Origin of the sequence: Shewanella oneidensis MR-1 (assembly GCF_000146165.2) — a bacterium.
Taxonomy (GTDB): Bacteria; Pseudomonadota; Gammaproteobacteria; order Enterobacterales; family Shewanellaceae; genus Shewanella; species Shewanella oneidensis.
Genome location: NC_004347.2, coordinates 1,585,920 through 1,604,397, shown reverse-complemented (window position 1 = coordinate 1,604,397; position 18,478 = coordinate 1,585,920). Strand labels below are relative to the sequence as shown.

17 protein-coding genes are annotated in these 18,478 nt (G+C 46.7%); 10 read left to right on the top strand and 7 right to left on the bottom strand.

All coding sequences use genetic code 11. From position 1 onward, the window contains the following. The first annotated feature begins 198 nt into the window (after nt 1-198). Genes xseB through dxs form a run of 3 tightly spaced genes read left to right on the top strand, consistent with a single transcriptional unit; the run spans nt 199 to nt 3,212 of the window. Nucleotides 199-447 (top strand): exodeoxyribonuclease VII small subunit, encoded by a 249-nt coding sequence (xseB, locus tag SO_RS07095; protein WP_011071706.1) that lies wholly within the window; start codon nt 199-201, stop codon nt 445-447. Then, nucleotides 441-1,322 (top strand): (2E,6E)-farnesyl diphosphate synthase, encoded by an 882-nt coding sequence (gene ispA / locus SO_RS07090; RefSeq protein ID WP_011071705.1) that lies wholly within the window; start codon nt 441-443, stop codon nt 1,320-1,322. Before xseB ends, ispA begins: the two co-directional genes overlap by 7 nt. A gap of 21 nt (nt 1,323-1,343) precedes the next feature. Further along, a complete protein-coding gene (gene dxs, locus SO_RS07085; RefSeq protein ID WP_011071704.1) occupies nt 1,344-3,212 on the top strand; it encodes a 1-deoxy-D-xylulose-5-phosphate synthase in 1,869 nt (622 codons plus the stop codon). A gap of 117 nt (nt 3,213-3,329) precedes the next feature. Here dxs and grpE read toward each other — a convergent pair whose 3' ends face one another. Then, the gene (gene grpE, locus SO_RS07080; RefSeq protein WP_011071703.1) at nt 3,330-3,950 is read right to left on the bottom strand and encodes a nucleotide exchange factor GrpE; all 621 of its coding nucleotides are present in this window, start codon (nt 3,948-3,950) and stop codon (nt 3,330-3,332) included. A 99-nt stretch (nt 3,951-4,049) separates the two neighbouring features. Between grpE and nadK the strand changes: the two genes are divergently transcribed. The 7 genes from nadK to SO_RS07045 all read left to right on the top strand — a co-directional run bounded on the left by nadK (nt 4,050) and on the right by SO_RS07045 (nt 13,901). Beyond that, entirely contained in the window at nt 4,050-4,928 is an 879-nt protein-coding gene (nadK, locus tag SO_RS07075) for an NAD(+) kinase (RefSeq protein WP_011071702.1), read from the top strand. A 733-nt stretch (nt 4,929-5,661) separates the two neighbouring features. After that, complete coding sequence (locus tag SO_RS07070; RefSeq protein ID WP_011071701.1) at nt 5,662-7,305, top strand: L-lactate permease; 1,644 nt, start codon at nt 5,662-5,664, stop codon at nt 7,303-7,305. A 66-nt stretch (nt 7,306-7,371) separates the two neighbouring features. Beyond that, the gene (locus SO_RS07065) at nt 7,372-10,176 is read left to right on the top strand and encodes an FAD-binding and (Fe-S)-binding domain-containing protein (RefSeq protein WP_011071700.1); all 2,805 of its coding nucleotides are present in this window, start codon (nt 7,372-7,374) and stop codon (nt 10,174-10,176) included. 301 nt (nt 10,177-10,477) lie between these two features. Beyond that, nucleotides 10,478-11,221: a (Fe-S)-binding protein gene (locus tag SO_RS07060; RefSeq protein ID WP_011071699.1), complete on the top strand. Its 744-nt coding sequence runs from the start codon at nt 10,478-10,480 to the stop codon at nt 11,219-11,221. Between the two features lie 10 nt (nt 11,222-11,231). Further along, nucleotides 11,232-12,626, top strand: coding sequence for a lactate utilization protein B (locus SO_RS07055; protein ID WP_011071698.1), 1,395 nt, complete (start codon nt 11,232-11,234; stop codon nt 12,624-12,626). A gap of 1 nt (nt 12,627) precedes the next feature. After that, the gene (locus SO_RS07050; RefSeq protein WP_011071697.1) at nt 12,628-13,197 is read left to right on the top strand and encodes a LutC/YkgG family protein; all 570 of its coding nucleotides are present in this window, start codon (nt 12,628-12,630) and stop codon (nt 13,195-13,197) included. 533 nt (nt 13,198-13,730) lie between these two features. Then, entirely contained in the window at nt 13,731-13,901 is a 171-nt protein-coding gene (locus SO_RS07045) for a hypothetical protein (RefSeq protein WP_164925661.1), read from the top strand. A 95-nt stretch (nt 13,902-13,996) separates the two neighbouring features. On the opposite strand, the gene SO_RS07040 is transcribed toward SO_RS07045, so the two are convergent. From SO_RS07040 to SO_RS07015, 6 genes are all read right to left on the bottom strand, one after another. Beyond that, on the bottom strand, nt 13,997-14,239 hold the full coding sequence (locus SO_RS07040; protein WP_164925660.1) for a hypothetical protein: 243 nt from the start codon (nt 14,237-14,239) through the stop codon (nt 13,997-13,999). Between the two features lie 27 nt (nt 14,240-14,266). Beyond that, a protein-coding gene (locus SO_RS07035) for an IS3-like element ISSod1 family transposase (RefSeq protein WP_141135407.1) occupies nt 14,267-15,426 on the bottom strand; the annotation gives its coding sequence in 2 pieces (ribosomal slippage) (nt 14,267-15,177 and nt 15,177-15,426; 1,161 coding nt in all). A gap of 54 nt (nt 15,427-15,480) precedes the next feature. Continuing rightward, nucleotides 15,481-15,810, bottom strand: a complete 330-nt coding sequence (locus tag SO_RS07030; RefSeq protein ID WP_164925659.1) for a hypothetical protein — start codon at nt 15,808-15,810, stop codon at nt 15,481-15,483. Next, the gene (locus tag SO_RS07025) at nt 15,791-16,255 is read right to left on the bottom strand and encodes a DUF2846 domain-containing protein (RefSeq protein ID WP_011071696.1); all 465 of its coding nucleotides are present in this window, start codon (nt 16,253-16,255) and stop codon (nt 15,791-15,793) included. The genes SO_RS07030 and SO_RS07025 overlap by 20 nt, the downstream gene beginning before the upstream one ends. Nucleotides 16,256-16,332: 77 nt before the next feature. Further along, complete coding sequence (locus tag SO_RS07020; RefSeq protein ID WP_011071695.1) at nt 16,333-16,980, bottom strand: hypothetical protein; 648 nt, start codon at nt 16,978-16,980, stop codon at nt 16,333-16,335. A gap of 342 nt (nt 16,981-17,322) precedes the next feature. After that, entirely contained in the window at nt 17,323-18,441 is a 1,119-nt protein-coding gene (locus SO_RS07015) for an IS91-like element ISSod25 family transposase (RefSeq protein WP_011071694.1), read from the bottom strand. Between the last annotated feature and the right edge of the window lie 37 nt (nt 18,442-18,478).

Sequence of the window (18,478 nt, the reverse complement as noted above, 5' to 3'; positions counted from 1 at the left end):
TTGTCTTACGATGATTATAAGCATAATGCTATTATTGTCATTTATCGGACAAGCACTCAGCAAGTTTAGCGACTATTTCTATTTTCTGAAAAAAATTCAGCAACAAAGCGTGCTATCGAGCAAATATCCGTCGTCTGAATTTGACCCTTGAGCCGCCCTGATATACCTTGTGTCCGCTCTTTCAAAGGAATTATTAACGTGGCGAAGAAACCCGAAAACCTCAGTTTTGAAGAATCCCTTGGTGAACTCGAGCGCATCGTTGCTGAGTTAGAGCAGGGCGATGTCTCTCTCGATGATGCGTTAAAACAATTTGAACGTGGCATCAATTTAGTGCGTAACAGCCAAGCTAAACTCGAACAAGCTCAGCAAAAAGTGGCCATTTTGCTTAAACAAGATGAAAATGTGCCCCTCTCTCCCTATGCCGTTGAGGGCGAATCAGCGTGTTAGTCAATGCAATAAAAGAATATCAACTGCGGGTTGATGACCAATTAAAACAACGTTTTAGTACACTCGAAGATACAGCTCCTCAGTTAAAAGCCGCGATGACCCATGGCGCCCTTTTAGGGGGAAAACGCATTCGTCCCTTCTTGGTTTACAGTGTGGGGCAAATGTTTGGCGTACCACTTGAAAAACTCGATGCCTGCGCCGCCGCCATTGAATGTATCCATGCCTATTCGTTAATCCATGACGATTTACCCGCCATGGATGATGATGCGCTTCGCCGGGGTCAACCCACTGTACATATCGCTTTCGATGAAGCCACCGCCATACTTGCTGGCGATGCACTGCAAACCTTAGCCTTTGAAATTGTGACTGAAGCAGTCCCTGGGATTACGAGCGAGCAACATATCGCTATGGTCAGGGCATTGGCAAAAGCCTCGGGTTATCGGGGGATGTGTGGCGGTCAAGCTATCGACTTAGCTTCTACCGATAAGCACATTGATCTTAAAGCATTAACTCAACTACATAATATGAAAACAGGGGCGCTTATCAGCTGCGCCGTTGAGTTAGCGTTGATTGCCGCGAATGCGCCAAAAGATCAATATCAGACTATGATGGAATTTGCCCACGCGGTAGGACTTGCCTTCCAAGTGCAAGACGATATTCTGGACATTATTGCCACCACAGAAGAACTCGGCAAACCCCAAGGCTCCGATGCCGAGTCAAATAAGAGTACTTTTCCGCAACTACTTGGACTGCAAGGCGCCAAAGATACCGCCACGCAACTGATCCAAGAGGCACTATCAGCGCTGGCTAAATTGCCATACAATAGCCAGTTAATTGCAGACTTCGCCCGCTATATTATTGAGCGAAGAATATAAAAAGAGACGAAGTATCTCGCTATGAGTTTGGACATTTCTCAGTTTCCAGTGTTGGCACAGGCCAACACACCTAATGAACTCCGCCAGCTTCCACAGGCCCTATTACCCCAATTGGCCGACGAGTTGCGGGAGTTTCTTCTTAAGTCCGTTGGCATGTCCAGCGGACATTTTGCCTCTGGATTAGGCACAGTCGAACTGACTGTCGCCCTGCATTATGTTTACAACACCCCGTTTGACCGTTTGATTTGGGATGTTGGCCACCAGGCCTATCCCCATAAAATCCTCACTGGTCGCCGTGATAGAATGCACACCATTAGGCAAAAGAATGGATTACACCCCTTCCCTTGGCGGGAAGAGAGTGAATACGACACCTTTAGCGTGGGTCACTCTGGCACTTCCATTAGCGCAGCGTTAGCGATGGCCGTTGCTGCCGAAAAAGAACAGGCAGGGCGTAAAGTCGTTGCCGTAATTGGCGATGGCGCGATGACAGGCGGGATGGTGTTTGAGGCAATGAACCACGCGGGTGATTTGCACAACGACATGCTAATGGTGCTAAACGATAATGAAATGTCAATTTCAGAAAATGTTGGCGCGCTCAACAATCACTTAGCACAACTGATGTCAGGCCGCTTCTACACCACCATTCGAGAAAGCAGCAAAAAAGTGCTCAAAGGTATGCCAGTCATCAAAGAAATGGCCAAGCGCACCGAAGAGCATCTCAAAGGCATGGTGGTCCCTGGCACCCTGTTTGAAGAATTAGGCTTTAACTATATCGGCCCAATCGATGGCCACGATGTCGATGCCTTAGTGGAAACCCTGCGCAATATGCGTAATCTCAAGGGCCCACAAGTACTGCATATCATGACCAAAAAAGGTCGCGGTTATGAGCCAGCTGAAAAAGATCCTATCGGTTGGCACGCCGTCCCTAAATTTGACCCATCACTGTTTAAAAAGCCAGCAACTAAACCTGGCCTACCAACCTTCTCACAGGTATTTGGTAAATGGTTATGTGATATTGCCGAGCAGGATGAAAAAGTCTTAGGGATTACGCCTGCCATGCGTGAAGGTTCAGGCATGGTGGAGTTTTCACAGCGTTTTCCGAAACAGTATTTCGATGCCGCCATTGCCGAGCAACATGCGGTGACCTTAGGCGCAGGGTTTGCCTGTGAAGGCTATAAACCTGTGGTCGCAATCTATTCGACCTTCTTGCAACGCGGCTATGATCAGCTGATCCACGATGTGGCATTGCAGCGTTTACCCGTACTATTTGCGATTGATCGTGGCGGTATCGTCGGTGCCGACGGCCCTACCCACCAAGGGGCGTTCGATTTAAGCTTTATGCGCTGTATTCCAAATATGGTGATAATGGCGCCATCGGATGAAAATGAATGTCGTCAGATGCTGTATACTGGTTATTGCTATGATGCAGGCCCAAGCGCGGTGCGTTACCCAAGGGGCAGCGCCACTGGCGCGACTCAGGTAGAAGCCATGACGGCGCTGCCGATTGGTAAAGGGGTGATTAAGCGTTTAGGCAAACGCATCGCACTGCTTAACTTCGGTACCACCTTGGCCGCAGCCCTCACTGCAGCAGAGAGTTTAGATGCGACAGTGGTTGACATGCGCTTTGTGAAGCCGCTGGATGTGGATTTAGTCAAAGAGATGGCGCAAACCCATGATGTGCTAGTCACAGTGGAAGAAAACGCTATTATGGGCGGCGCAGGCTCTGGCGTATTAGAGCTGTTACAACAGCTTAAAATGCCTAAACCTGTACTGCAAATTGGCCTGCCCGATGAGTTTATTAAACATGGCTCGCCAGATGAAGTGATCCATGACTTACAACTCGATGCCGAAGGCATGTTAGCGCAGATTAATGCCTATCTCGCCAATTAAGGTGAAGAGCGTTTACTCTCGGATAATGACGAAATAAGCCTCTGATTAACCAATAAAAATCGCAAACTAAAAAGGACTGCATCGGCAGTCCTTTTTATTGGTTTAACGCTTTAACACTTAGGCTTCAATATCAATCGACGCAGATTCTTGGCTAGGGCCACCTTGAGACACCATCACCATGGCAGGGCGCAATAAACGGCTATTCAGTTCATAGCCTTTTTGCATCACTAACATCACAGTATTAGTGGGGAATTCAGCACTTGGCTGCATACCAATCGCTTGATGTTGATCAGGGTTAAAGGCTTGTCCCTGCGGATCAATTTGTTTTACACCAAATTTTGCCACAGCGGTCAACAAGCTCTTTTGTGTTAACTCAACACCTTCGTAGATCGCTTTAGTGGTTTCATCCTGTGGATTAGTCCCTTGCAGCGCTCGCTCCATATTGTCTAACACTGGCAGCAATTCATTGGCGAATTTTTCCAGCGCAAACTTATTGGCCTTCTCCACATCCATTGCCGCGCGACGACGAATGTTATCCACTTCGGCAGCAGCACGTATAACTGAATCTTTTTGCTCATCAACTTTCGCCAAAGCGTCAGCGAGTAACTGTTCCAGCTCTTCAATACGGAAATTGGCTTGGGTAAGCTCATCAATCAGACTCGCTTCTTCAGTAGAAACTTCAGACTCTACACCCTCATGGATCAGATCCTGTTCTGCTTTAATCGACTCGTTGCTCATTTTCACTCCAGCTAAAAATGCTTTGTTTCTAAATACTCTGGGCATATTATGGGGATCAATTTTGACGTTTCAAGGCCTAAGGCCAGATCTAACATAAATATGACCACAAAGTTCCACACCATTGGCCTAATTGGCAAGCCGCACCACCCAGGGACAAATCAAACCCTCAAACGTCTGCACCATTGGCTGACGATGCAAGGCTATGAAGTCCTTGTAGAAGAACGGGTAGCGACTGAGTTAGGGCCACATATTGTGGCGGTCGATTTATTAGAGATTGGCGAGCGCTGTGATTTAGCCATAGTCGTTGGCGGCGATGGCAATATGCTCGGCGCAGCTAGGGTGCTTGCACGCTTTGAGGTCGGTGTGATTGGCGTAAACCGCGGTAACCTCGGTTTTTTAACGGATTTACCACCTGATGCCTTTGAAGAAGCCTTAGCTAAAGTGCTCGACGGTGAATTCGATACCGAGCACCGTTTTTTACTCGAGGCAGAGGTTTATCGTCATGGTCAGCTAAAAGCCAGTAATACCGCGGTCAATGAGGCCGTTCTGCATCCGGGAAAAATCGCCCATATGATTGAATTTGAAGTCTATATTGACAACCAATTCATGTACAGCCAGCGCGCCGATGGCATGATAGTTTCAACACCTACAGGCTCTACTGCCTATGCCCTGTCAGCGGGAGGGGCGATTCTCACCCCCAATTTACAAGCATTAATTTTAGTCCCTATGTTTCCGCACACCTTATCATGCCGCCCAATCGTGGTGGATGCTTGTAGCACCATAAAAATGGTCGTTTCACCTGAAAATGGCGAAAACCTCGAGGTTAGCTGCGATGGCCATGTGCATTTAGCAGTATTACCCGGTGATGAGATCATCGTGCGTCGTAGCTCTGAACAACTCAGACTTATCCACCCCAAAGGCCATAACTACTTCCATGTGTTACGTAGCAAACTTGGCTGGGGCAGTAAGTTATTTTGAGCCGTATCGCAGCAAAAGCCCTTTGCACATATGAAACAAATGTTTAACCAGTTCAAGGTTTTGTTAAAAACAAAACATCAATGTGCGAATCAGCTGTAAATATTTTTATTAACCGTTATTAAATTTCAGATTAACTCAAATTTCATTAAGTGATATCGATCACACCAATTTCCCCAAACAACAAAGCGTGACCAGAATCACGCTCAAGCCTGCAGCTAAAAAACAAAAATACCCTTAATTATCAAAAATTTATACTTACCCCTTAAAATCACTCCGCTCAACAAATACAATGTGAGTGATATGAATCACAGCTTAAAATTGTCTTAAAAAATCATCAAACACTCATTAATGAAATAAATGGATCAGTTAATTGCAATACTGATAGCTAATTTAATGAAAATTTCCTTTTTTATAACTATCTGACATGTTTTTTAAAAAAATATTTGAATGGAGTTATATATACCCCACTCTTTAAGTGACACCGATCACAGTTAAGAAAATCCCATGAGAGAAGCCTCCCGCAGCACTGTAAATTAGCATTTCATACAGCAGCCAAAATGATCTAGATCATATAAGTTCGCCCCCGAATAGCGTCTAGTACACACTACAGAATGTCGTTACAGCGGTAAAGAGTAGTGAATACAGCTGGTTTATCCGCCATAAGTTCCGACATAGAAACACTAATTAGATTCCTATAAAAAAATAAGACAGACCACTTTATGTAGAGGCAAGCATGACAATACTCCAACTTTTCGCCAGCTTAACGCCAGTGCTCAGTGTAATGATCTTTCTTGTATTACTGAGAATGCCAGCGTCAAAAGCTATGCCTATTTCTATGGTAGTTACGGCTATCGCCGCCGTGTTTATTTGGCAAATGGATACCACTCTATTGGCCGCATCCGTTGTTGAAGGACTGCTGTCAGCGATCACCCCCTTAACCATCATCTTCGGCGCTGTATTCCTGCTAAATACCCTAAAATATTCAGGTGCGATGGATACTATCCGCGCAGGTTTTACGAATATCAGTGCCGATGCCCGCGTTCAGGTGATCATTATCTGCTGGTTATTCGGTGCCTTTATCGAAGGTAGTGCTGGCTTTGGTACTCCCGCAGCCATTGGTGCACCTCTGCTGGTCTTGCTCGGCGTCCCACCTGTTGCAGCTGCAGTTGTGGCGTTGATTGCCGACTCAGCCTGCGTATCCTTCGGTGCTATTGGTCTACCCGTACTTTTTGGAATGGAACAGGGGCTAATTCAAGGTGGCGTAAGCATGGCGGCGGAGCAGTTTGCAGCCCATGGCGGTACCTATGCTGGTTACGCGCGATATATCGTAATGCATATGATCACTATCGACTTAATCACAGGAACATTAATTCCACTTGTCATGGTGACCATGCTGACAGGGTTCTTTGGTCGCAATAAGTCCTTTAAGGAAGGGTTAGCCATTTGGAAATTTGCGATTTTCTCCGGTCTTGCCTTTACTGTCCCCGCTTGGATCATTAACTACCTTGCAGGCCCAGAATTTCCATCGGTTATCGGTGCATTAATCGGTATGGCAATGGTGATCCCTGTTGCGCGTAAGGGATATTTGCTGCCTAAAACACCTTGGAATGACTTTGCCGAAAATGATAATCAAGATGGTGTAAAACTCGAAACCACGGCTAAGTTTTCACAAATTGCCGCCTGGACTCCCTACATCATCATGGCGGCGCTGTTAGTGTTATCACGTACTGTTGCGCCACTCAAAGCTTGGCTATCTGGTTTTAACATTAACTGGACAGGTTTATTGGGCACTGAGCTTAAAGCAAGCTTCGCAACGCTATATGCACCAGGCGCCTTCTTTGTTGCCGTGTGTATTCTAGGTTTCTTCCTGTTCAAAATGAAAAGCCCTGCGATTAAGCAATCCATCGGCGTTTCATGCAAGTCTATGTTACCTACCATTATTTCATTAGGTGCATCAGTGCCTATGGTGAAAATCTTCTTAAACTCAGGCGCGAATGGTGCAGGTCTTGCGTCGATGCCAGTAGCCTTAGCAGATATGTTGGCAAGTTCTATGGGCGCTGTGTGGGCTTGGATGGCGCCTATTGTGGGGATTTTTGGTGCCTTCTTATCAGGTTCGGCCACGTTCTCAAACATGATGTTCTCCAGTCTACAATACAGTGTGGCCGACAATATTGGCATGAACCACACGCTGGTATTGGCACTACAAGGTATCGGTGCAAACGCTGGTAATATGATGTGCGTAATGAACGTGGTTGCCGCTGCAACGGTAGTGGGTATGGCAGGTAGAGAATCTGAAATTATTCGTAAAACCATGCCAGTTGCCATTGGCTATGCCCTATTAGCGGGCACAATCGCAACACTTTGGGGTGGATTCTAAACCATCTTGTTCGAAGTCACGCCGGGTGACTTCGACTTTCTTCTATATGATAAAGAGAGTGATGTTATGTCGATTAACTACAAAGAGGTCATCAATGATCTCAGAACGCAATTAGGTGATCGTCCAGTGACGGATGATCCCGTCCGCCGTTTTGCTTGGTCTACCGATGCCAGCTACTTCAGAATCGTGCCTGAAGTTGTTGTCCATGCCGAAACCTTAGAACAGGTAAAACTCACCTTAACCGTTGCCCGCAAGCATAATGCGCCCGTCACATTTAGGGCGGCAGGAACCAGTTTATCAGGCCAAGCAATTGGTGAGGGTATTTTGCTTATCCTTGGCCATGATGGTTTTAGAAAGATTGAAGTCAGTAGCGATGCGAAACAAATCACCTTAGGCGCGGCCGTTATTGGTTCAGACGCCAATGCGGTACTTGCGCCACTGAATCGCAAAATTGGCCCCGATCCTGCGACTATTGCTTCGGCAAAAATTGGCGGGATTGTTGCCAATAACGCTTCAGGCATGTGTTGTGGTACGGCGCAAAACAGTTACCAAACCATCGCATCGGCAAAACTTTTGTTTGCCGATGGCACTGAACTTGATACTGGCTGTGAAAAATCTAAAGCTGAGTTTGCCAAGACCCACGGAAAACTACTCCAAGACCTGAGTGAACTCTCCCATCTGACTCGCCATAACAGCGCATTGGCCGAGCGCATTCGTAAAAAGTATTCCATCAAAAATACCACTGGCTACGGTATTAACTCATTAATCGATTTTACCGACCCATTTGACATCATTAACCACTTAATGGTCGGGATGGAAGGTACGTTAGCTTTCATTAACGAAGTCACTTATCACACTGTAAATGAAGCTAAATTTAAAGCCTCGGCCATGGCCGTCTTCCATAATATGGAAGATGCGGCACGTGCCATTCCACTGATTAATGGTGAAAGTGTTTCTGCGGCAGAACTCCTCGACTGGCCATCCATTAAAGCCGTAACGGGCAAGCCTGGCATGCCCGATTGGTTGTCAGAACTACCTGCCCTATCAGCGATTCTACTGATTGAATCCCGTGCAGATGATGCTCAAACGCTCGAACATTATACCCAAGATGTTACTGCAAAACTGGCTGGTTTTGACTTCATCCGTCCAATGGAATTCAGTACCAATCCCGCGGTTTATGACAAATATTGGGCGATGCGTAAAGGGCTTTTCCCGATTGTCGGTGGTGAACGTCCAAAGGGAACCTCGGTCATTATCGAAGACGTAGCCTTTGAACTTGAACATCTGGCCGCGGCTGCGCACGATATCACTGAGCTTTTCCATAAACATGGCTACCCAGAAGGCTGTATTTATGGCCATGCGCTGGCGGGTAACTTCCACTTTATCATTACCCCCGCCTTCACCACTCAGGCCGATATCGATCGTTTCCATGCCTTTATGGACGATATTGCCGATATGGTGATTAACAAGTACAACGGCTCGATGAAAGCTGAGCACGGTACTGGTCGTGCGGTGGCGCCATTCGTTGAAAAAGAATGGGGACAAGATGCTTACACTTTGATGAAAAACATCAAACAAGTATTTGACCCTCAGGGCATTCTAAACCCAGGTGTTATTCTTAATGACGATAGCAATATCCACGTTAAAAATATCAAGCCCTGTCCTGTAGTTGATGATTTTGTCGATAAGTGTATTGAATGTGGCTTCTGTGAAAAAACCTGCCCAACATCGGCACTCAACTTCTCACCACGGCAGCGGATTGCGACTCTGCGTGAAATTGAGCGTTTAGAGCAGTCCGGTGACAAAGCCGCGGCAGCCAAAATGCGCGCCGATGCCAAGTACGATGTGATTGATACCTGCGCCGCCTGTCAGCTTTGTACTATCGCCTGCCCAGTCGATAACAGCATGGGTCAGTTGGTGCGTAAACTACGCACGCCTTATATCAGCACCACTGAGCAAAAAGTATTGGATTTCCAAGCCAAGCATTTTGGTGCCGTCAACCAAGTGATCAGTACGGGCTTTGATGTACTTGGCGTTATCCATAAAATCACTGGCGATGGCATTACTAACGCACTGATGAAAACGGGCCGTTTGATTTCTAAAGAAGTGCCCTATTGGAATCCAGACTTCCCCAAAGGCGGCAAGTTACCTAAGCCATCCCCAGCCAAAGCAGGCCAAGAAACTGTGGTTTACTTCCCTGCCTGTGGTGGCCGTACCTTTGGTCCAACCCCGAAAGATCCTGATAATCGTACTTTGCCAGAAGTCGTCGTGACGCTGCTTGAACGCGCAGGTTACAATGTGATCACCCCAGAAAAGACCCGCGATTTATGCTGCGGCCAAATGTGGGAATCGAAAGGCGACTTTAAAAATGCCGACGCAAAACGCCAAGAGCTTATCGATGTGCTCAGCAAGATGAGCAATGGCGGCAAGATCCCAGTATTAGTCGATGCCCTGTCTTGTACCTATCGCACCCTCACGGGTAACCCACAGGTACAAATTACTGACCTTGTTGAGTTTATGCACGACAAACTGCTGGATAAGTTGAGCATCAACAAAAAGGTCAATGTGGCTCTGCACTTAGGTTGTAGCGCTCGCAAGATGAAGTTAGAGCCCAAGATGCAAGCGATTGCCAATGCTTGCTCTGCACAAGTACTCAAACCTGCTGGCATAGAGTGCTGTGGCTACGCCGGCGAAAAAGGCTTATACAAGCCTGAAATCAATGCCAGTGCTCTGCGTAATATTAAAAAGTTAATCCCAGTTGAGGTTAAGGAAGGCTATTATGCTAACCGGATGTGCGAGGTCGGTTTGACTCAGCACAGTGGTATTTCCTACCGCCACTTAGCGTATTTGCTCGAAGAGTGCAGCCGCTAAAACACTGACCAAACGGGGCTAAAGATAGCCCCGTTTTTCTTTAGAAGACAACTATTCTCATTTATCGACAAGTTTGCAAAGTTAAAGAAATAAATCTCAAAATAAAATCAAAATTAACTATTTAAAATCATATTGTTAAATTCTTCTCATTTTTGCAAAAATCTACTAGCTCATTTACTAAATTAGGGCTACTTATTTACTTCGGATAAGCCTATATTGGATCAACTACCTTAGCATTAGTGTGGACTTTGGGCTCACACTGCAAGGCAATGTCGTTCACTCACAAGAAAGAGAAAGCACAATGAAAATCGCCCTTTTCATCCCGTGTCTCGTTAACCAAATGATGCCAGATGTGGCCATTGCCACGTTGGAATTACTGGAAAAACTCGGACACCAAGTGATTCTACCCGCAGGCCAAACTTGCTGTGGCCAACCGATGACCAACTCGGGTTGCTTCGATGCAGCACGCAGTACCACCCTGAAATTACTCAATGCCTTCAAAGGTGTGGAATGTGATGCCATAGTTTGCCCTGCCGCTTCTTGTTTAGTGGCCGCCAAAGAAAACTTCCATGAGTTTGATAACAGCCCAGAAGCCCAAGCCGTTATCAACAAACTCTATGAACTGACCGAATTCCTTCACGATATCGCCCCCATTCCAGCCTTTAACAAGCCTTTTGCCCATAAGATCAGTCTGCAACTCAGCTGCCACGGCATTCGTATGCTCAGCCTTGCTACGCCAAGCGAACAAATGGGTCCACGATTCAACAAAGTTGAAGCTGTGCTCGCCAATATCGCCGGAATCGACATTGTCTATCCAGACCGTCGCGATGAATGCTGTGGCTTTGGTGGTACTTTTGCCGTCGATGAAGGAGCCGTTTCCGCTAAGATGGGCAAAGATAAAGCCCAAGCCCATGCGGCAACAGGCGCACAATATGTGGTCGGCTTCGATCCTTCCTGCCTATTACACCTCGACGGCTTGATCCGCAGACAGCAACTGCCGATTGAAATTCGTCACATAGCGCAAGTGCTTAACGCCGCGCTCTAGGAGACCCACTATGGCATATCAGCATAATCACGAGGCAATGGGTTCACAGGTTCACGCCTATAAGGCCGATATTTTCTGCCGCGATGAAACCCGAGTTGACTGGCACTCGAAAGCCCTTTGGCTATTGAGGGAAAAACGCGATCGCGCCGCTGGCAGCTTACCCGAGTGGGAGCAACTGCGTCAGTTGGGCTCTGAAATCAAACTGCATACCTTAACCAATCTTGCACAATACCTTGAAACCTTTGAGCAAAATTGCCTTGCCAACGGCATCAAAGTGCATTGGGCAAAAGATGGCGCCGAGCACAACCGCATCGTGCACGAGATCTTAGCCAGCCATAAGGTCAAAAAATTAGTTAAATCTAAATCCATGCTCACCGAAGAATGTCACCTCAACCCTTACTTGGAGCAACGTGGGATTGAAGTGATTGATACCGACTTAGGTGAACGGATTATTCAGCTCGCGAAAATGCCGCCATCGCACATTGTGGTCCCCGCTATCCACATGAAAAAAGAGGAAGTGGGCGATCTGTTTCATGACAAATTAGGCACTAAGGCTGGCGAGTCCGATCCCTTGTATTTAACCCGTGCCGCCCGTGCCCATTTGCGTGAGCAATTCCTCAGCGCCGATGCCGCCATGACAGGGGTAAACATGGCGATTGCCGATAAGGGCGCCGTGGTCGTTTGTACCAACGAAGGTAACGCCGATATGGGCGCTAACCTGCCCAAATTACAGTTGCATTCGATGGGGATCGACAAAGTTGTCCCCGATATCGACAGCGCAGCGGTATTGCTGCGTACCCTCGCGCGCAATGCGACCGGCCAACCGGTGACGACCTACAGCGCCTTCTACCGTGGCCCACAGGTCGATGGTGAGATGCACGTGATTATCGTCGATAATGGCCGCACCGAGATGATGAAGGATAAAATCCTTGCCGAATCATTAAAATGTATTCGCTGTGGTGGCTGCCTTAACACTTGTCCGGTATATCGCCGCTCCGGTGGTTACAGCTATAACTACACCATTCCCGGTCCGATTGGGATTGCCGTGGGTGCCACCCATGATAATACCAACTCCATCGCTTGGGCTTGTACTCTGTGTGGCAGCTGCACCTATGTCTGCCCGACTAAGGTGCCGCTCGATAAGATTATTCACCACCATCGACGCCTTAAGGCCGAAGCAGGAAAACTCCCTTATGGCAAAAATGCTTATATGCCATTAGTGGGTAAATTTATGGCTAGCACGACTCTGCTCAATTGCTCTATGGGCGCGGCCCGCACCGCACTGCGCATTCTGCCCGGCAGTCTGCTCAAACCCTTTAGCGGAGCTTGGGGTAAATACCGTGAGCTGCCCGTCGCCCCCAACTCCAGCTTCGAAGCTTGGTTTAAGAAACACAGGAGCCTATAAGATGTCTAGTAAGCACGAAATTCTCAATGCGCTCAAACTGTCGGCTTTAACAAACCATCCTATGCCAAGCATCGATGTCGCCCCGAGGGTTGAAGATCTGGTTGGCCAGTTTGAAACCAATCTTAAAACCGTGGCGGGCACACTGCACCGCGAAGGCGGCCTTGCGGCACTGCAAGCCAAAGTGGATGAGCTGATTGCCCAAGGCTTACAAGTTATCTCCCTCGTTGAGGGCGTCACGGCAAACCGTGATGTGCCACCAACGGCTCACGAGCTCAGGGATATCGATTATGCGGTTATTCCTGGGGATGTAGGTGTTGCCGAAAATGGTGCCATTTGGGTAAACAATAAGAATCTCGGCCACAGAGTGACACCTTTTATCTGTGAAAACCTGATCTTAGCCTTACCCATCCATAAAATTGTGCCAAATATGCATCAGGCCGCGAAAGAAGTGACCTTAGATGCAGGCGAGTTTGGCGTGTTTATCGCAGGCCCTTCAAAAACCGCCGATATCGAGCAAGCCCTCGTCGTCGGCGCCCACGGTGCCTGCAGCTTAAATGTGTATCTGGTTTAATTGCTAAGAGGTTAAACCTACAAAAGCCGTCTTTAATGGGCGGCTTTTTGTTGGGATGAATGTGTAGATAAAACGCTTTGGTTCAAAAGCTAAATAGTCATTTTATCTGCTCAACAAGTTTATTGTCATTGTTTCTCCAGTGACTCGCCGTGAATATGTCCTTATAGGCTCGACGGCGACCTCCATGTCGCCGACGGTCACTGGAGCCCCAATGCCAATTTTAACTATCCATTTGCTATATGTACGTAAAAAGCTAATGGACAAATGCGTGTCAGGTCATCGGTTGTATCAGGTGAATTTCGGATAAAAATTTCTATGGATTAACGCTGAGCGCACGCGCGGCAACTGCATCGCAGTTGACGTCGCTGCGGCCGAAGGCCGCAAGTGCCGCGATTTGTTAGCCGAGAGCCCGGATAAGGGCAACGCGAAAACACCAACAACGCCGCATGTGCAAATTTAAAACTTACCCCGCAAACAGCTGACTTTTGCAGCTTGGCTGCCATAAAGCGCTGAGCAGAACCTGTAAATAATTGGTGAACACCAAACTACCAGAAGGGAAACGAAGAACGCAATTTCCGTTTGCACTTTACCCGAGCAACGAACTGCCCGAACAAAGCCACCTCCCTGGTGTGTTGGCTGCTAAACCTGCCAAAAACTATAAAACCCGATTAACGGCTAACGCCGTGCTCAACGGCAGTTTGTAAGTTGTGGTTTTGTGGAATACTTTTGCGCAGCAAAACCACAAAGCCGCAACTTACAAACTGTCCAGCGCACGCAGTGCGCGAGTTGCAGCACTTTGTTATGCATTTGTTTCATTGTTTTTAAGTATAAATGGTTCAATTAATTCAAGTAGCTCATTCAATTTCTCAGTATGAACTGAGATGTAAATTTTCCCACTGTTTCTACTAACAAGAACAATGGCATTAATTCCATTATTGCTAAAGTTATATGATGAAACTGATTCGGCTAATGGGAAGCTATTTTTAAAGCCCCAATAGTTTCTCCCCTGAATTGTGCCATTGCTAATAGTGATTTTGGCCATTCCAACCCACAAGGCTGTGTGTACTGGTCAACCCAAACTGGACACTTTTACTTGAGAATTCTCAAACTCTACAGGTGACAGATCGTTATTAGCAGAATGAAGTCGCTCCAAGTTGTAATATTTGATGTAAGCCGTCACATCTTGCTTCATAAACTCCCTTGTTGGTTGAGCAACTTTAAAAATCCAATCGTGTTTCAAGCTACCAAAGAATCGCTCAACAACGGCATTATCCCAACACGCACCCACATCACCCATGCTGGCTCGGATACCATAGCTCGATAGCAGCCTACCGAATTGTTTACTGGTATATTGCGAGCCTCGGTCACTGTGAAATACCAGCCCTCGCGCTGGTTGTCGCAGGTTGTAGGCTTTTATTAATGCCTTGGATATCAAATCTGTGGTCATGCGTTTGTCTATGCGCCATCCCACAATCCGGCGTGAATATAAATCCATCACCACAGCTAAGTACATCCAGCCTTCACCCGTCTTTAAATAGGTCACGTCACCCGCCCAGACCTGATTAGCCGATACTGGATTAAAGTTCATGTTTAACAGGTTATCAGCCACTGCATCTGAGTGTTTTCGCTGTGTCGTCACCTTGTAAGCACATCGCTGGGTTGCTTTGAGTCGAAGGCGGTGCATAATTTTACGAACGAGATAGCGACCAACCTGGTAGCCTTCCTTGCGCAATTTCTTCACCATTTCACGATTCCCTAAGCTGCCTCGACTTTGCTTAAATAGCTGTCGAACAAGGCGATAAAGCTTCAGTGTTTCAACGCTTATCACGTTTGCAGGGCGTTTATGCCAATCGTAATAGCCTGACTTACTGACACTCATTACTCGACATAACAGTGTTATGGGAAACAGGTGAGATTGCAGTTTGATGAAACGAAATCTTACTTCATTTCTCTCGCAAAGAAGGCGCTTGCCTTTTTTAGAATTTCTTTCTCCATGCGTAATTCTTTGTTTTCTCTACGCAATCGCTTCAACTCATCACGCTCAGACTCTTCTAAGGTGATGCCTTGTTGCAGGGCTTCGTGTTTTTCCTTCCAGTTGTAAAGCAGGCTCGTGCTAACTCCAAGAGACTTTGCCGCATCGGCAACGCTATAACCTTGCTCCAGCACCATCAAGACGGCTTCATCTTTAAATGCCTGCGGATAACTCTTATGTGATTTTTTCAGACTCATATAGACCTCTTAATTTATTGACCATACTGTCTCAAAATTAAGTGTCCGATGGGATTAGACCAGAACAATAAGCCATGCGAAGACAATACAAAATAAGACAATTCCAGAACCTATTTTTAAGGAGTTGATCAGGTTCAAATGAGGAAATGCTGCACCAAAGTCAAAGCCATACTTTACATAACGAATTGCAAAAACAATTAGAACTGGGATGGTGATTGCGATAGCCATGTATTTTGATAGGCTCAGCCACAATTCTTTCCATAGAACTTTATAGGTCATTAGTTTCCTCTTCTTTGCATAACGCCGCAAGCAACTGCGAGCGTTAGCGAGTCCAGCACCGAAGGTGCGATGCTGACTTGCCTTGTTAGTTTTTCTTGGTTTCACTCAATTCTTTAGCTGCAGTTTCTGGGTTAACTAACCCAAGCGAATAATTACCAGAAATACTGGCCACGCCTCCAAGATAAGCTGCGTTAGCAAGCTCGGCAGTTAGGCGAACAAAATAAATGTTATTGGCTTGAACATCGAAGGAGATTTGCAATGATCCGGCACGCCAGTTGGACATAATGCCGCCCTCTTTGACTGCGATTATAGTGTTACCTGGATTAAGGTCCAATACATGGAAGCCGCCATTACTGATTTCAAAACTATCTACCCCATTTATCTGTACCGTAGGAGCTGCGGCGCCATCTAGCATGGCCCAAGGACGATAAAAGTACACTTTAGCTTTATTTACCTCGGGCGCTTCCGTTTGAGTAAATTTGGGGCCTGTTGCACTACAACCAGTAAGAGACGCAATCATAACTAACGAAAAAATAAACTTCTTAAACATGTACAACGCTCCATCTCTACGACAACTAACGCTGGAGTTAATTGGCCGCGCTTAGCGCGGTCCACTTGAACGAATTGTTAGGTTTTTTCGGCTGCATCAATGTATTCGCTTGCCAATTGATAAAACGAGCTGCCCGCATAATTGAAACCACCTGAATCACCTGATTCTATTCTTGCATTAGCTATTTTTTTAGCTTCATCAAGCTGGGATTCGAGTAAGCAAGTTAAGAGTTTCTCGACCCATACAGTTCGGATTGCATTTGGGTGTTTACTTATTAACTGCGAAAAGAAATTCTCCAAGACTAGAAGGTTGCTTTTGTAAGTGGTACTGGTATTTGCCACTTCAACACTTATGGGAGAAAGCAGCTCAAAAATATTAGTTACTTCTTCTGATATGGTTTCTTCTTCCCATTTGTTCAGTGTTACATTGCCACTTTGAATTTCCATACTGGGTGCCACCCAAGCTCCACAAGCCCGGAAACTAAGCGGTTGTTTTTTGTTCTCCGGCAGCTTAACGACATCCCAAAATACTTCATCAAAATCATAGTGCTTAAAGCTCATAGACCAAGATAGCCTTTTTGTCTTCGGCTGGCCCGTAATTAAGATCGTGAAAAATAAAGCCTTATCTTTCTTGAAGACGAAGCCGCGGCTGAATTTCCAACCAAAACGATTTGATTTTTCTTTTAATATCTTATTCAAAAGTTTGTCAGACTCAGATTGCTTCATTAAAACACCTAACGTCTTAGTATTTATGCGCAGCGCTGTTTGCAGGGCATAAATCGCTTGTTGGACTTGGCCGCTGCCACATCCATGTCAATTGGTATAAATGATGCTATAGGAATTTGTTTTTTTGCGGTAGCGGTTTTTTATACAGTTTGGAGGGTAATCACTTGATATCGTTTTTGCTTTCTCATTCTTTTACACTCACTTCTGACTGATTGTTGACCTTGGTTGACAGCATTTTGGCCCCAGATTCAGGCTGACACTCATACCCTATCCCCTCATCGGCTTAACCCCATAAGGCTGGCTGCTTTTCGCTGTCGGTTACGCTACGTCTTGAGGGCGTGGTTATCCTGACATACGTACTGGCTGACCTTGGCTGTTTATCATCACTACCGACTGCGGTCTTATCAACCCAATAAACTGCAAATGACCTAACTGGCATTGCGGACATGACCACAAACAGTCCTTCTTAACCAAAGGACTCGCCAATACCACCTGCGGCTTACGTAGTTGCCGCAGGATGAGCGCCAGCTTTTTGCGGCGGCAAGCATTGGCAAGAAAACCAAAATGTCTCACTCGCATCAGCCCTTTGGGCAACACATGCAGTAAATAACGGCGGATAAACTCATCACAGCTTAGCCACATTTGCTTATGCTGCTGACCGTCACGATAGTCTTTGTAGTTAAAACGGACATGGTCTGCGGTCACTTCTGCAATTCTTGATTCATGCAACATGCCTTTACGGGTATAACGCCCAAGGTATTCCACCACGGTTTCGGCGCGGCTTAGACACGCTTTGCTGTAAACACACCACGGCTTTGCCATTAAGGTTTCAGCCGCTGGAATAGCCAGCTCATGTTGTCGCAGTGCCCGTAATAGCTTAGCCCGATACACGGTGGACAAGGCTTTAACCGGAAACAGATAATCCGTTTTCACGCCATGCCAATCTCCCGCTGACGTCACCACCCCACCAGGGATTAAGCAATGCAAGTGGATATGTTGACTCAAGGTCTGCCCCCACGTGTGCAGCACCATAGTGCAACCCAATTGACCCTGAAGGTGTTTCCGTTTCATGCCAAACTGCGCCAGCGTCTGCCACACCGATTCAAACAACGCGCTATAGAGCGGCTTGGCAGCATAGTGCGCCAAGATGTTCAACTCGTGGGGTAAGGTAAAAACCAAATGGAAATAGCGGCAAGGCAAGACTTGCGCCTGCTGCGTAGCAATCCACGCTTGCGTCTGCCTTCCCTGACAACGAGGGCAATGCCGGTCACCACAGGAGCAACACACCTGCTGCTCATACTGGCAAGTATCACAACGCCAGTGCTGCATCCCTAAGGTTTGCGTGCGACACTGTTGAATATGCTGGCAGACCAAAGCTTGCTGCTCGGTCAGTTTATGCTGCTGTTGATAGTGGGCTAAGTGCTGCTGAAGGATATCGCTTAAATGGTAGGAGGTTGCCATGGCATTCCCCCAAGACTTGCTAGCAAGTCACAGCCTT

Coding starts and splice junctions, on each gene's coding strand:
- SO_RS07050 (WP_011071697.1), top strand. CDS start 12,628: ATGTCTAGTAAGCACGAAATTCTCAATGCGCTCAAACTGTCGGCTTTA.
- grpE (WP_011071703.1), bottom strand. CDS start 3,950: ATGAGCAACGAGTCGATTAAAGCAGAACAGGATCTGATCCATGAGGGT.
- SO_RS07065 (WP_011071700.1), top strand. CDS start 7,372: ATGTCGATTAACTACAAAGAGGTCATCAATGATCTCAGAACGCAATTA.
- nadK (WP_011071702.1), top strand. CDS start 4,050: ATGACCACAAAGTTCCACACCATTGGCCTAATTGGCAAGCCGCACCAC.
- SO_RS07025 (WP_011071696.1), bottom strand. CDS start 16,255: ATGTTTAAGAAGTTTATTTTTTCGTTAGTTATGATTGCGTCTCTTACT.
- dxs (WP_011071704.1), top strand. CDS start 1,344: ATGAGTTTGGACATTTCTCAGTTTCCAGTGTTGGCACAGGCCAACACA.
- SO_RS07040 (WP_164925660.1), bottom strand. CDS start 14,239: ATGGCCAAAATCACTATTAGCAATGGCACAATTCAGGGGAGAAACTAT.
- SO_RS07070 (WP_011071701.1), top strand. CDS start 5,662: ATGACAATACTCCAACTTTTCGCCAGCTTAACGCCAGTGCTCAGTGTA.
- SO_RS07060 (WP_011071699.1), top strand. CDS start 10,478: ATGAAAATCGCCCTTTTCATCCCGTGTCTCGTTAACCAAATGATGCCA.
- SO_RS07015 (WP_011071694.1), bottom strand. CDS start 18,441: ATGGCAACCTCCTACCATTTAAGCGATATCCTTCAGCAGCACTTAGCC.
- SO_RS07055 (WP_011071698.1), top strand. CDS start 11,232: ATGGCATATCAGCATAATCACGAGGCAATGGGTTCACAGGTTCACGCC.
- SO_RS07020 (WP_011071695.1), bottom strand. CDS start 16,980: ATGAAGCAATCTGAGTCTGACAAACTTTTGAATAAGATATTAAAAGAA.